Origin of the sequence: Massilibacteroides sp., assembly GCF_028705895.1 — a bacterium.
Taxonomy (GTDB): domain Bacteria; phylum Bacteroidota; class Bacteroidia; order Bacteroidales; family Tannerellaceae; genus Massilibacteroides.
Window position 1 is genome coordinate 15,251 of record NZ_JAQWCQ010000010.1, and the last position, 14,473, is coordinate 29,723.

A 14,473-nucleotide genomic window follows, 5' to 3' on the forward strand; every position below is an offset into this window, starting at 1 on the left:
CATGAAAACAAAATATATTCTTATCCTCATCTCTTGTTTTTGCTTTAGCATCTCATTCGCGCAAAACAAATTATTTGATAAGTTCGCCGAAATGGACAATGTTCAGTCCGTTTACATCTCAAAAGCAATGTTTCAGATGATGCCTAACATACAAACCGGAGGACTCAATCTGATGAACCTGAAAGGTAAAATAGAATCACTTCAGATTCTGAATACAGACAGCAAGGACAAAGCGGAACAAATGCGCAAAGAATTCTCGGGATTGATAAATAAGCAGCATGAAGAGCTTATGCGCGTTAGAGACGGCAAAACAAAAGCAACATTCTATGCTAAGCAAAAGGGGGATCTGATCAATGAACTCATTATGCTGGCCGACACAGAAAAAGGATTTTCCGTAATTCAGCTTTTGGGGAATTTCACCTTACAGGATGTACAAGATATTACGTCGGAAATCAACAAATAAAAAAACATGAGGATGTGACTTAACGCACCCTCATGTTTCTTAATGTCTATAGAGAAAGACAATTGATTATTTTACTGTTGCCAGTTTTCGTTTCGACCCGCTTCTCCTTGCTTTTCTTACACGGAGATACAAGTATGATCCATATACCAAGAAGATAGAGAAGAGATGAATATACTGTTTGGTCTGAGAACTTACTTTTATGTCTGCAAATCCCTTTGACTGAGCACGCTTTCCATTTGATTTCTGAGACACTTGTTCGCTCTTCTTATTTTCTGAAGGCTTTACAGAGTCGTTTCCTTTTCTTTCTCTTGCCTGTAGCTGTTCGCCATTTCCAACCTGATTTCCTCTTTGCGGAGACTGAGAAACGACTTGTTCAACAGCGGGCTTTTGTGGAGCATGGCCTCCTCTCGGATTCAGAATAAAACCGACTTGTATTCCTACCGCATGAATAAACAACGCTGCATACATGACATAAGCCCATCTCTGAAATTTCTTCCATTTGGGATATCCCATACGATTTCGAATAGAGTCAAAAGAAGTAACCCAAAGAGGAATAAATAAAATAATAAGCAAAATCCCCCAAACAAAACTAAAGTTAGTAATACCTGCGCCTAGTTCATTGGTAACTTTAGTCTCTGCTAAGTAAGCCGCATGGTCTCCAAAATATTTCAGAGATGCCGGCAGATTGTGGAACACGCGAATCAAGGCATGTGAGAGAACAGGAAATCCGGATATAATGGATAATTCCTTACGTATTGACATCAATCTTTTTACTCCCGGCGTTTTCATGTCAAGAGCCCCCATATACATGATAATAATCAGCAGAGGATGACCAAAAGCTGCCATATGGATATAGTCCCGTATTATCTCTCCAAGGAAAGGCACTCTTGCAAAACCTGAAATTTCGAACCCAAAGGGTTTAGCAAGATAAGGAAGCACAATTAAGATAAACGGAATTGATAATACGAAATAATATATTTTCGCATGCTTTCTTATCGATTTAGATAACAAGATACACAATAGCGTAAAAACAGCAAGCGATGTGAGAAGAGGTGCGCACGACCTCAGAAACTCCAATAATTCTATTAATAATTTAACCATGAGTCTTTCGTTTATTATGTAGTGAGTGACTTATTTTCACCAAAACAATTGCCTGAATCCATCGAGAATACCCGGAATAGCAATCGTTCCATGAGTTTCATCAGGGAAGGATTTCTTAAAAAAGCGAAGCCCTTTTGTCTGAGGTAATATCTCGGCAAATAGGCTGTCGGAATCCGTGAGATTCATCGTAGCGCGATCCGGTCGTGGCTTAGTTGCCACACCCACATAAAGACTTTTTCCTTCGAAATCTTTATCTTTGACCAATATCCCGGCTTCTTTTGACAATCGTCTCTGATCCCACCATAGACTTGGATCAAGCGCTAAATAAGTATCAAACAATTCGGTATGTTTGAAAAATGTATTCAACGTAAAAAGACCTCCGAAAGAGTGTCCGACCAACATATTTTGCCCATTTGTCCGAAAAGACCCGTCAATTACGCCACGCAATTCTTCGGTCAGAAAACGACTGAAGGTATCACTTCCTCCTCCTTTGGGAACAGCTCCTGGAGGTATTTTACCGTCTCTTCCGGCAGCAGAAGCCGTAGGCGTAAAGTCACGCGTTCTGTCCGTACTTATTATACCGACAATAATAAAGGAAGGAATATCTTTTCGTCTTCCTGAAGAAAATGCTCTATTAATACCGACCAAAGAATGAAAGAACAGATCTCCGTCGAGCAAATAAATCACAGGGAAAGTCTGCGTAACATTCGTTGCATAATTGTCGGGCAGATGCACCCAGTAGGCTCTTTCTTCCTGTAGCACCGTTGAATGCAAAGAATACTTTTTACCTATACAAATATCCTCCTGTCCCCATAATACTAATGGGGGCAGGAGGAATAGTAAACAAATATAAATCTTATTCACCAGCATAAGTGAGTTTACCTGCACCACTGATTTGTTTCGTACCAACAACAAGCCCTTTAGTGGCAACTGCTGTTTTTGGATTAATGCAATAGATTGCCGGATCACCTTCTGTGGTAGTAACAGGCATATAAGTTATACCATTTTCCGTATATGGCTCATTTGCAAATCCGGAGATAAGGCTTACATCCGGCAGTCCGGTTACATAAGTAAGTTTCTTATCTTCTCCTTTATAAATAGCCAGTTGATTAGCCGTAAAACCTGTCTCTGTCAGAGGTCTGTCGTACATCAACAGAAGAAAATAATCTTCGGTAAGATGCCATGAACGTACAAAAGAGTTACCAGCAGACTGTTCCTCTATATTGCAATAATAGCTTGCATCAAAGTCTTCTGCTCCCGCTTTAATACGTACAACACCAGCCGGCAAAGTTGTCTTTTGTACATCCGCTGTCATCGTTTTCGCATAGCTCGGAGAGAAAACATACACATCGCCATTATCCGCTGCCCAGATCATTTGATAGTATTGAGAACGATTACGTCCGCAAGCGTAGCTAATCTTATCCGTTTTGATTAATTTAGGATTGCTCAACGTCTGGTCGTTATAAATAGCCACCCATGCTTCGTTAGGATACTGCGTCCATTGTAATTCTCCTTTTTTCCATGCACTACTTGCACTTCCTCCGGCTTCTGTTTTAACAAGCTCGGGATATTTTACATATTTACCCCCTTCAGCTTTTACACCATACTGGCTCAAACCCATAGGAATTGGAGCAGAGAATACTTTATCACCAACCTGTTCGATACCGGCTAAAGTAACATACTCTCCATTATCCAGATAATTTTCAGACCACATTACTTCCTTGTTATCTGTAAACGTTTCTTTTTTCACGTCAAGATAAGACAAAAGAAAGCCTTTCGGTAAGAATCCATTTTCGTCAGCATATTCTGTTGCCAGATCGCCGGTAGAAGAAGTTATGATATAGTCTTTATAGATACCATAAGTCGTAAATCTTTTAATCTCATACGTATAGTCACGTTCTTCTACTTTTCCTTCTGCATTCAGGATATAAGAAGAACTTACACCTGCATTTCCCTGATTGTAAACTAAACGATATAGATATTCATTTCCGTAAAAAACCCAGAATGATCCACTTTCTGTTACAAGTCCATTATTAAGCGCCGTAATTGACCCTGTTCCTAATGTATCTGTTGTCAACAAGTAACCTGCTTCATCCGTAGCAACAACAACATAATTTGAGATCACATTTTCTTCCGGATCAGGAGTAGGAGTCGGAATCGGATCATCACTATCACTACACGATGTGAATAAGAAACCAGCCATCATCATTGTGGCAAGTCCTTTTATTAAAAAACTTTTCATGTTATTCATTTTTATATATTTAGTTATGGATAATAAACAAGAATTCTGATCTGCATTTAGTTGCCGAAATAGACTCTCACCTTTCCGTAAAAGGCTCTTCCGGCTTTTTGCAAACTAAAATTATCATACAATTTTTCGTCAGTCAGATTCCTACATTCAAACGAGAAGTTGTAACGCCCGTTTTTAATAGCATAGGAGACTGTCAGATTATGAGAGAATTGGGAAGGAACCACGAAACTTGATTCACTGCCTAAAACTTCCGAGTACAAAGGGAAGCTGTGCATATATAAATTGTCATAAGTAACAGTCAACAGATTCCCCTTTTTAAGCAGATTGCGCTTGTAGAAAGTAATATCTGAATTCGCAAACCGATACGGCAAATTAGGCATACGTGCCCCGTATGTCAGACTTTGCTGATTACTTCCTCCGGTCACTGTCTTTACATTGTCACGAACGTCCATTTGCGTATAGTTTCCACCCATGCTAACCCAGTTGCCAAAACCATAACGGGCAGAAAGGGTATATCCTTTTGTTTCCACCCGACCGTGGTTCTCATAAGCTGCACCGGATTTACCGCCGCTCAGATCAACAAGTTTTCGTTGTATAAAATCTTTTGTATTCCGATAAATCACACCCCCTTCTACATAGACCGAATGATCCCCGAACAGTTCACTGTAACTTACGTTCAGGTTTACATTATCACTATTTTCCGGTTTGATGGCCAAATCTCCGGTTTCCAGATCTTCGTCACCAAACATCTCTTCATTGGTTGGTAAACGATATGCTTTTTCATAAGAAAGTTTTGTCTGCAGACTTTTCAAAATAAAATAAGTACCCGCAACACCATACCCCATTGCATTAACCGAATTGGTCGTGCGCGTATATTCATCTTGCGCTGATGTCGTAGCAATAGGCCCGGCTATGAACTGATCATAATATTTACCAAAAGCAGAAACATTCCAATTTTCGGATGGCATATACCGATAAGACAAGCCTGTAATATTTTTGCGGGTTTCTTTTGAAATGGCATCTTTTCCCGAATACTCATTCAACATGGAACGATTAGAGCGGGTAAAGTTGTTCAAAACATGATTCAATGTAAATACATGAGCTTTTCCCAGACGATAATTGGCTGTAAGTGTACCATTCCAGTTGTCATTATCTGATCGGGTATGCTGATAAGACTGTTCTCCCGGAGATCTGAGCAAACGCATTTCACCACGCCAGTTATATTCATAAGTGGATGTATCAACATTGTGTGTCTGATTCTTATTGTAATTCCCTGTTAACGTAAGATCAAGTCCCTTTGTAAATAAGTTCTGTTTGCGATACTCTAAAGACGGCATCAAAGAATGCCCTTTACGGTATTTCCCTCCAAAAACAATTTCCTGACGTACTCCCGTTTGTATATCCTTATACATATTAGAATAGGTAAAACCAAAAATTAATCGATCTGCCCATTTTTTATTAACAAGACCAACTTTAGCAATCACAGCTTCGTTATGATACATATCATGGAAACGTTCTACATGTTCAATCTTTTTCTTATTAATAGCACCCGTTTCAAAATCCTTTACTGGTGTATCTATCGAGTAATTATTATCCGAGTAGTTCTGAAAAGCGTTAATCTCGTAAGTAAACCCATTTTCAAATGTCTGTCCAAAGTTAACGTACGATTTATGTGTATTAAATGATCCATAGGAATACGAAGCATCAAGAAACCACTTATTCAGGTTTTTCTTCGTGATAATATTAATAACACCACCAATTGCATCCGTTCCAAAACCAACAGGAACAACACCTTTGTAAACTTCAATACGTTCCGCAAAGCCGGCCGGTATATTATTTAATCCAAACGAACTTCCCACCCCTTCCTGTGGTACACCATCTATAAATATCTTAATATGCTTTCCACTAAAGCCGTCCATCATAAGTTGCATATCCGATCCTACCCCACCCGATTCACGAAGTTTAACACCCGGAGCCTGAGCCAATGTTTCACTAAGGTTTTGTGTAGAATTTTGTAAAGCCTTTGTGTCTATCGCAATTACATTATAAGCAGATCGTTTCAAGCGGCTCACTCCGTTTGAAACCACGACTACCTCATCAAGTTCCGTAGCCTGTTCCGTAATTGTCAGATTTACTTTCATTTCTTTCTCGTCAGAAAGCCTGACCGATTTCTCAACCGTTTTATACCCTATAGCAGAGACCACCAATACATAATTACCAATAGGAGCCTGTATCGAATAAGAGCCATCCAGTGTCGTCACATCACCATAACTGGTGTTTTTCAAACTCACGGTTACAAACTCTGCTGCCTCATTTGTATTTGTCTTTATCTTCCCTGAAATTTTGGCCTGTTGAGAAAATATTGGAAAAGAAAAAAATAAAAATAAAATAATTATAGCGTTTAACCTTATATAAATCTGCATTCTAAACTCTCTTTAAATACCTAAAACTCCATCCTAAATCTGATGCAAAGTTCTACAAGCCGACAACACCAAACAATCCCCATAATTGGGTAAATAAAGAGTGAGAATACTAAAAAGTGGTTATTGGATACCTAAAAAAGAGGAGGAGAACCTTTTGAGCCCCCTCTTTTTCTTATTAGTCTTCGATATCTTTCAGTTCGTTCAGGTTTTGCTGGATTGTCCGAATATTTTTATAATACAGCCGCTTATATGACCAGATCGTTAACAATATAACAACAATAAATACCGCACCCATAAATATCCACTGCCAAAGACCAGCGTGCAGCATATAAATTATACTTATTGGGATTACACCTACTATCCCAAACACCGTATAATACATCCTCTCTTTATGTATCCACACAGCATAAGTACTGATACGTTTGATGTTGTCTTTTATTATACCCAATTCGTCAATCTTCAGTAATAATGTTACTTTTACAGAACACCAGATTGCGGTTAACAAAGAAAATATACCCCAATACAACATTGTGTAGAAAAACAATAAGTCGGGCGTCTGTGTCATAATCCAACCAATAAATGGCAATATCAGAAAACAAACAACTACACTTAGTATTTCATAGCCCAACAATACATTTAACGACTTCTTCACTTTAGTCTGATACATTTCGCGAATCAGCAATGCACTTATTTTCTCTTTCTGATCTAATTTTTCACCAAGTGCCAGCCAGGCATTTTTCATTTCTTCCAGTTCCATACTACTCTTTAATTAACTTCCGACATTTTTTTGAGTTTCTCTTTGATACGCACCAACCTAACACCTACATTAGAAGAAGTAAGTCCGGTGATATCCGCAATTTCCTGATAAGAATGTTCGTCAAGATAAAGCAGGACGATTGCTTTTTCAAGGGCGGAGAGACGGCGGATGAGGCGATACATTTCGCGAATAGTATCATCCTGATCAGTCTCCATCAAATGCGCGGAAAGAGCCGAGAGTGATACATGCTGAGGCCTCTTCATGTATTTCCGCAAGCCCGTGATACAGGTATTCAGGGACACCTTATAAATCCAGGTAGAAACGGCACATTCACGCCTGAATCCGGCAAATGCTCTCCAAAGATTACAAACTACATCCTGATAAAGATCAGCTATAGGATTCTCGTCCGTCACATACACCGAACAAACTTTGTATATGATTTTCTCGTTATCCTGAATAAGCTTCACAAACTCATCATCCAAACTCACTTTGTCCATACCATTCAATTGCTTTTTCTCTATTAGTCGCAAAGAAATCAGAAAAATTACATAGATATATAAAAGCTTATATTTTTTATAGTAGCTTCAAAAATTTTAAGGCGCCTCAACATACGTTTCCAGGCGCCTCAGCAAACAAGTTGAAGCGCCTCAACTTTCATTACCAGGCTCTTTAAAATTTTTCAGATTCTTTTATTGTCCAAATCGGGAGGTGTCCACTTCTTTTCGCTCACGGGATTTATATCCTCCGAATTTATACGTAAAAGAAAGTGTAATAGCTCTTGAGTCCGGCAGCATATTCATATCCAGGTTCTGAGTTGCATAATGTACTCTCATATTAGGAGACCAGGCGTCAAACAAATCGATTCCTTTCAGTCTTAATTCTCCTTTTTCTTTGGCAAATGTCCACTTTAGTCCGGCATCAAGCATCCACATCTTAGTCAGCTCGGCGGGTCCCTGAATATTGGGGGTAAGATAAGCTCCGGATATTTCAAGTGCAATGTTGGGTTGGGAAGACAGTTTTATGGTATTGTCTAAACGGGTGTAGAACACCCATTTTTTATTTAAGAAAGAAATATCATGAAAGTGCTCGCTCTTTGACCTGTCATAAAACCCATTCAAAGTCAGACGCGAGTCCAGTTTCTCTCCTACGCTGAAGGGAATGATAATATTTACGCCGGCAGTCAGGCTATAATCCCAATTCAATGTCTGATAAATAAGTGCAAGCCTATCTGAAGACTGATAAGGCAACTGCGCAAAATAATCATCGGAATAATTGGTATATGCCGTAACAATATATTTTCCTTTGAAGATATAGTTTAACTGCGCTTCATAGTCTTTTGACGGTCTCAAATCCCGGTTTCCGTGTATCTCTGCATAATTATTCAGATAACTGATCGCTCCATGCATTTCCCAATAATTGGGATAAGCTCTGTCTGATGAAACGGACAACTGAAGGAGATGCGAAGGAGAAAAGACATAAGACATTTCAAGTCTGGGAAACAATACCCATTCTTTAAAACTACCATATCTATAATGCTCTCCTGTAAGAGAAGCGGAAACAGAAAACTGCTCTGTAAAAGATTTATCAAATCCCGCATAAAAATCATACGTATATTCTTCCAACGTATTATTGGCATCCAACGAAGACAGATCCTCTCCGTTACGCGGTTGGTAGTACTGCCTACTATGATCAGATGCGTAGGAAAATTTTCCTCCGTAATTCAATGCCCATGTACCAAGTGTGTGTGTTTGATCTGCGTAAACGGTGAGGCGATCTATCTGTTGATTTGTATAAGACAAGAAATTCTTTGTTTGTTGATCTGTAAAGTCTTGTACGGACTTGTCCTTATAAAATGTATAATCTAACCCTGTACTTAAACCCATTCCCGATTTATAATTTATTGCCAGATTATGCATTTGTTCAGGGTCAATATAACTTCTCGAGGTCTCTGTTTGCGGTAAACTCCCTTTAGACTCTTCAAAACGATCATAAGTTGGAGAAATACGTCCTGTATAAGCAAAACTCAATTTATCCTTATCTGTCAACTCATAATCAAGACCAATACGCATGTTATGGGAGAATCGCGTACTTTTCCCTTTATTAAACTGATCAATTACATGCTCTGTTCCATTTAGTAAATGTTTCGAGTACAGATCCAATCCTGTCCTCATTTTGCTCTTGTTCAAGGTATAGAGAAAATCTGCAGAAAACTTCCGGGAAGAATATAAGACTGTTCCTCCGGCCGAATAGCCTCCATAATATTTTTGTGTATAGGATGAATTGACCTGCCCTTGTAAATCAGGTATAATCGAATTTCCTTTTTTCAATACCAGATTAATCACCGCACCACGTATATGATATTGCGGAGGGGCACTATACATCACTTCCGCGCTTTGTAATCGGGATTGGGGAGTTGCTTTCAACAGCGCATATAGTTGATCAGAAGTCATGGTAGTCGGTTTCCCGTTTAATATCACAGTAAGACTCTTTGCACCAGCTAATAACAAAGAACCATTCTGTTCACGTACGCCGGGCAATTGTAAAATAGATTCATAAGCATTGCTCACGATCTTATCCTCAAGCAAACGAGGCATATCATACGTTAGTTTTCCTTCTCTTAATCTCACAATCGGACGTTCGCCCTTAATCAGTATATCCGGTAGATTCAACATGGAGATAATGGTATCATTCTCCCAAGCCACGCTTTGTGAAATTTCTTCCTGCGCATAGCCGTGAGCCAAGAAGAATAAAAAAAGAGTCGTAAAATAAATTCGCTTCATAATCGTAACATTTATTTGTCATGCAAAACTCCCGAAAAAACAATTTACTTTGTGTTATTGCTTGCTTATGAAGTGTTATTTAGTCTTATCGGTTTTTATAAAATCAAAATATAATAACTTTGCATACTCTTAACTATGAAAAGTAAAAAACAGATGGAATTACAAATCATCCAAAACAAAATCTATGAAATCAGAGGACAACGAGTTATATTGGACTTTGATTTGGCCAATATGTATCAGGTAGAGACTCGCGTATTAAATCAAGCTGTAAAACGGAATATTGAACGTTTCCCTGAAGATTTTATGTTTCAGTTGACACCAAAAGAATGGGAAAGCATGTCATCACAAATTGTGATGACATCAATAAATAAACGTCCTAAGGTTGCAATTCCATTTGCTTTTACAGAACATGGCGTAGTAATGCTTGCCAGCCTATTACGAAGCAATATTGCGGTTCAAACCAGTATTCTAATAACCCGGGCATTTGTTGCAATGCGCCAATTAGTACTAAATTCTCCTTCTTATAAAGTTGAAGAACTACAACATGAAATCCGAGAACTTAAACAATATATTGAAGACGTTTTTACCGACTATAATGATATCAACGAAAATACACAGATACAATTAGATCTTATAAATGAGACATTAGCTGAATTACAAGTCAAAAACAAGGAACTGAAAATTTTACGAAAACCTGTCGGTTATATTACTCCCTCTATAGAAAATGAATAGTTAATCTGCCCTTACTCAGAAGTGTTATTTAGTCTTATCGTTTCTCAGAATTATGGAGGATAGCCTGTATATTTGCCATTGTCATGAAAAAGTCATTTCGATATATTGTTACAAGTGTTCTGCTCGCTCTGTTACTCATTTTTGGTTGGCAACTATATTGGTTATATGGTCTGTATAATTCTATGCACGATGAGTTAAAAAGAGAACTTACAACTTGTATGGAATCGGCTGAGTTACTGGAGTTATTCTATCGTATGGAGATGCTTGAGAAAGAACATCATAAGAAGGACTACGAGCAAACGATCAGCATCACCGGCACATCTGACGATAGAGGCAATATTACATTTGAAAAGGAAGACAGATTCGTTGATCGAAGTAAAGAGGATAATGACACAACAATTACCAAAAGCACTCTTAATAGTATAGAAGAGGATTTCTTTTCTGAACATTTTGTACGCAATATCAACACCTCTATGCATAATGCTATAGATAAGGAAATACCTATAAATATACATCGGTTAGATAGCCTATTCGCGAATAAACTAAAACAAAAAAATATCCGGACGAAACATTATTACTCAGAGATATTCGATACTAATCAAGGAAAAGTGATAAGTACTTCTCGTCCTGAAGAGACATATAAAAAAGAGTCCGACTACCCTACCCTGATTTATTTTTATGATAATGACGAAGCATATTGTTTCCGTATTTATATGGAACCGTTAACTCGAACCATATTAATTCGAATGGGAGGAATATTAGCAACCACTTTATTCATTATCATCATTTTAGGATTTGCTTTCTGGTATCTGATCCGCACTGTGCTGAATCAGAAAACGCTCGAAGAGATGAAAGATGATTTTACCAACAACATGACGCATGAGTTAAAGACACCAATTGCTGTTGCTTATTCAGCAACAGATGCGCTGCTGAATTTTAACATGACAAAAAACGAAGAAAAACGACGGAAATATCTCCTAATTTGTAAAGAACAACTCACCCGGCTCAGTAATCTGGTAGAACAAATATTATCCATGAGCATGGAACAGAGAAAATCATTCAGTCTGTATCGGGAAGAAATACAGATACAGACCTTAATTCAGGAATTGATAGAACAACACAAACTGAAAACAGACAAAACTGTCTATTTTTCATGTACTTGTTATCCAAATGATTTAATCGTTTATGCGGACCGTACTCACTTGAGCAATATGTTGAGTAATCTGATTGACAATGCAATAAAATACTCCGGAGATAAGCCAATAGTAACGATTCAGGTAAAAGAAGAAAATGGTTGTTACTGTTTCAGTATAGAAGATAACGGTCTGGGGATTCCGGCAGACAAGCAATCGCACATCTTTGATAAGTTCTATCGCATTCCACATGGAAATGTACACAATATTAAAGGCTATGGATTAGGTCTTTTTTATGTAAAAACTATGGCGGAAAAGCATGGTGGAGCTATTTATATAAAAAGTACTCCCGGTAAAGGAAGCCTATTTACAATCCGGATTCCAGCTAATCATTAATCTCATGAAAAAGCAAAAGACAAATCTACTTCTGGTTGAAGACGAAGAAACGCTTGCCATGATTATTAAAGAGACACTTGAAGAAGAAGACTCCTTTTCTATTCGTGTTGCCAAAGACGGGGAAGAAGGGTTACGTTATTTCTTCGAACAAAAACCGGATATTCTCGTAACCGATGTGATGATGCCGCGCATGGATGGATTTGAATTAGTCAAACGTATCCGACAAACAGACCTCGTCACTCCTGTTTTGTTCCTGACTGCCCGTTCTGCCATAAAAGACGTAGTGGAAGGATTTGAATTGGGAGCAAATGATTACTTACGGAAACCTTTTGGTATGCAAGAATTAATTGTACGTATAAAAGCCCTTGTCAACAAACCTCAACTTAATGTACAAACGGAAAAGGAATTCAGAATAGGAACATATAGCTTTAATGCCAAATCTCAGAAACTTTACTTAAACGGAAAGGCCGAAGAATTATCTCATCGGGAATCAGAAATCTTAAAACGTCTATGTCAAAATATCAACCAAGTGGTTAATACACAAGACATACTGCTTGATCTTTGGGGGGATGATAGCTTTTTCAATTCTCGCAGCTTACATGTTTTTATAACCAAACTACGCCATAAATTAGCCAAAGACGATAGCATACGGATTGTTAATGTCCGAGGAATAGGCTATAAGCTAATTCAATAACGACTACATTTGCAGAGGAAAACCGAACAGAATGCTTAAATTAGAGATACCTAACGACGAAAAAAGAGTGCTGTTACATGCCTGCTGTGCTCCTTGTTCATCGGCTATCATTGAATGCTTATTGCAAAATGATATCCGCCCGACGGTATTTTATTATAACCCCAATATCTTTCCCAAAGAAGAATACGAAATCAGAAAATCAGAAAGCCAACGTTATGTAAAAGCACTGGGGCTCGACTTTATTGATGCAGACTATAACCATACAGATTGGCGGGAACAGATAAAGGGATTAGAAAAAGAACCTGAGCGTGGTCGCCGTTGTGTAAAATGCTTCATCGTTCGTATGCTTGAAACGGCACGTTATGCTTCGGAAAACGGTTTTTCTTTGTTTACCACTACCCTCGCCTCTTCACGTTGGAAAAATCTGAATGATATATTTGCTGCCGGTAATTTTGCTGCCGAACAATTCTCCGGCATACAATTCTGGGAACAAAACTGGCGCAAAGGCGGGCTAAGCGAACGCCGTTTGGAGATTATCGCGCAATATGACTTCTACAACCAACAATACTGCGGTTGCGAGTTTAGTTTCCGGAAAAAGGAATGAAACTTTTCTTATCTTCGTCTTTATAATTGTATAATAGCTTGTGTTATGGAAAAGATAAGAACAGGAATTGCGTCGTATGGCATGTCAGGGTCCGTTTTTCATGCGCCATTTATCAGTAACCATCCCGGATTTGAACTTTACGCTATTGTTCAACGAAGCTCGGAGAGTGCTTTGTTGAGATATCCCGAGGTAAAAATTATGCATTCGTACGAAGAACTTTTATCCGATCAAAGCATCCAGTTAGTGGTTGTAAATACGCCGGATGTGACCCATTATGATTTTGTTAAACAGGCATTGTTAGCAAATAAGCATGTTATTGTAGAAAAGCCTTTTGTTTTTACCGTCCGCGAAGGAGAAGAATTGATTGCACTCGCAAAGGAGAAGAATAAAATGCTCTCTGTCTATCAAAACAGACGATGGGATGGCGATTTCTTAACCGTAAAACAAGTCGTTCAATCAGGCGTATTAGGACGCGTCGTTGAATTCCAATCCGCCTATCAACGTTATCGTAATTTTATACAACAGGGAACATGGAAAGAGAAAGCAGATCACCGTGTTGGGCTAACCTATAATCTGGGCTCACATATGATTGATCAAGCCGTTAACTTATTTGGAATACCCAAAGCTGTTTATGCCGATATAGATAAATTACGCGAAGGAACACAGGTCGATGATTATTATCACATCCAGCTACTTTATCCTCATGTTAAGGTTACATTAAGAGCCGGCTACCTAATGCGTGAAGAAACTCCACGTTATTATATACACGGAACAAAAGGTTCTTTTATCAAATACGGCTTAGATCCTCAGGAAGAAGAACTGAAAGCAGGCCTCTCTCCTACTCTTTCTGATTGGGGAAAAGATGAAGAGGCAACATATGGAATACTCAATACGGATCTGGACGGATTGCATTTCCGGGGGAAAATAGAAACAATTCCCGGAAATTATATGGGATTCTATGAAGACATATACCAATCTCTCAAATCAGACACACCACCACAGACCGACGCCTCTGTCGTATTACCCGTTATTCGTATTATTGAAGCGGCTTTTGAGAGTAATGAAAAGAAGAAAACTATCAATCTGTAAATCCGTCTATCTCATTTTCACTATTTTATCTTATTTAATTTATGTTAACA

The 14,473-nt window shown here is 38.4% G+C and carries 13 protein-coding genes; 6 read left to right on the forward strand and 7 right to left on the reverse strand.

Annotated elements, in window-relative coordinates:
• Position 1 precedes the first annotated feature (1 nt).
• Complete coding sequence (locus PHT93_RS04090) at positions 2-463, forward strand: DUF4252 domain-containing protein (RefSeq protein WP_300239813.1); 462 nt, start codon at positions 2-4, stop codon at positions 461-463.
• Between the two features lie 66 nt (positions 464-529).
• Here the strand turns inward: PHT93_RS04090 and PHT93_RS04095 are convergent, their stop codons facing one another.
• From PHT93_RS04095 to PHT93_RS04125, 7 genes are all read right to left on the reverse strand, one after another.
• Positions 530-1,564 (reverse strand): ferric reductase-like transmembrane domain-containing protein, encoded by a 1,035-nt coding sequence (locus PHT93_RS04095; RefSeq protein WP_300239815.1) that lies wholly within the window; start codon positions 1,562-1,564, stop codon positions 530-532.
• Between the two features lie 36 nt (positions 1,565-1,600).
• Positions 1,601-2,428 (reverse strand): alpha/beta hydrolase-fold protein, encoded by an 828-nt coding sequence (locus PHT93_RS04100; RefSeq protein ID WP_300239818.1) that lies wholly within the window; start codon positions 2,426-2,428, stop codon positions 1,601-1,603.
• Positions 2,421-3,806, reverse strand: coding sequence for a DUF4374 domain-containing protein (locus PHT93_RS04105; protein ID WP_300239820.1), 1,386 nt, complete (start codon positions 3,804-3,806; stop codon positions 2,421-2,423). Before PHT93_RS04105 ends, PHT93_RS04100 begins: the two co-directional genes overlap by 8 nt.
• Positions 3,807-3,862: 56 nt before the next feature.
• Entirely contained in the window at positions 3,863-6,238 is a 2,376-nt protein-coding gene (locus PHT93_RS04110) for a TonB-dependent receptor (protein WP_300239822.1), read from the reverse strand.
• A 175-nt stretch (positions 6,239-6,413) separates the two neighbouring features.
• Positions 6,414-6,995, reverse strand: a complete 582-nt coding sequence (locus PHT93_RS04115) for a hypothetical protein (protein WP_300239825.1) — start codon at positions 6,993-6,995, stop codon at positions 6,414-6,416.
• Between the two features lie 8 nt (positions 6,996-7,003).
• Positions 7,004-7,492, reverse strand: coding sequence for a sigma-70 family RNA polymerase sigma factor (locus PHT93_RS04120; protein WP_300239827.1), 489 nt, complete (start codon positions 7,490-7,492; stop codon positions 7,004-7,006).
• Positions 7,493-7,684: 192 nt separating this feature from the next.
• Positions 7,685-9,775, reverse strand: a complete 2,091-nt coding sequence (locus PHT93_RS04125; RefSeq protein WP_300239829.1) for an outer membrane beta-barrel family protein — start codon at positions 9,773-9,775, stop codon at positions 7,685-7,687.
• Between the two features lie 153 nt (positions 9,776-9,928).
• Between PHT93_RS04125 and PHT93_RS04130 the strand changes: the two genes are divergently transcribed.
• The 5 genes from PHT93_RS04130 (at position 9,929) to PHT93_RS04150 (ending at position 14,423) form a co-directional block, all read left to right on the forward strand.
• Positions 9,929-10,507, forward strand: coding sequence for an ORF6N domain-containing protein (locus tag PHT93_RS04130; protein ID WP_300239832.1), 579 nt, complete (start codon positions 9,929-9,931; stop codon positions 10,505-10,507).
• A gap of 83 nt (positions 10,508-10,590) precedes the next feature.
• Positions 10,591-12,036 (forward strand): HAMP domain-containing sensor histidine kinase, encoded by a 1,446-nt coding sequence (locus PHT93_RS04135; protein ID WP_300239834.1) that lies wholly within the window; start codon positions 10,591-10,593, stop codon positions 12,034-12,036.
• 4 nt (positions 12,037-12,040) lie between these two features.
• Complete coding sequence (locus tag PHT93_RS04140) at positions 12,041-12,730, forward strand: response regulator transcription factor (protein ID WP_300239836.1); 690 nt, start codon at positions 12,041-12,043, stop codon at positions 12,728-12,730.
• Positions 12,731-12,761: 31 nt separating this feature from the next.
• Entirely contained in the window at positions 12,762-13,334 is a 573-nt protein-coding gene (locus PHT93_RS04145; protein WP_300239839.1) for an epoxyqueuosine reductase QueH, read from the forward strand.
• Positions 13,335-13,379: 45 nt separating this feature from the next.
• The gene (locus tag PHT93_RS04150; RefSeq protein ID WP_300239841.1) at positions 13,380-14,423 is read left to right on the forward strand and encodes an oxidoreductase; all 1,044 of its coding nucleotides are present in this window, start codon (positions 13,380-13,382) and stop codon (positions 14,421-14,423) included.
• Positions 14,424-14,473: the final 50 nt, after the last annotated feature.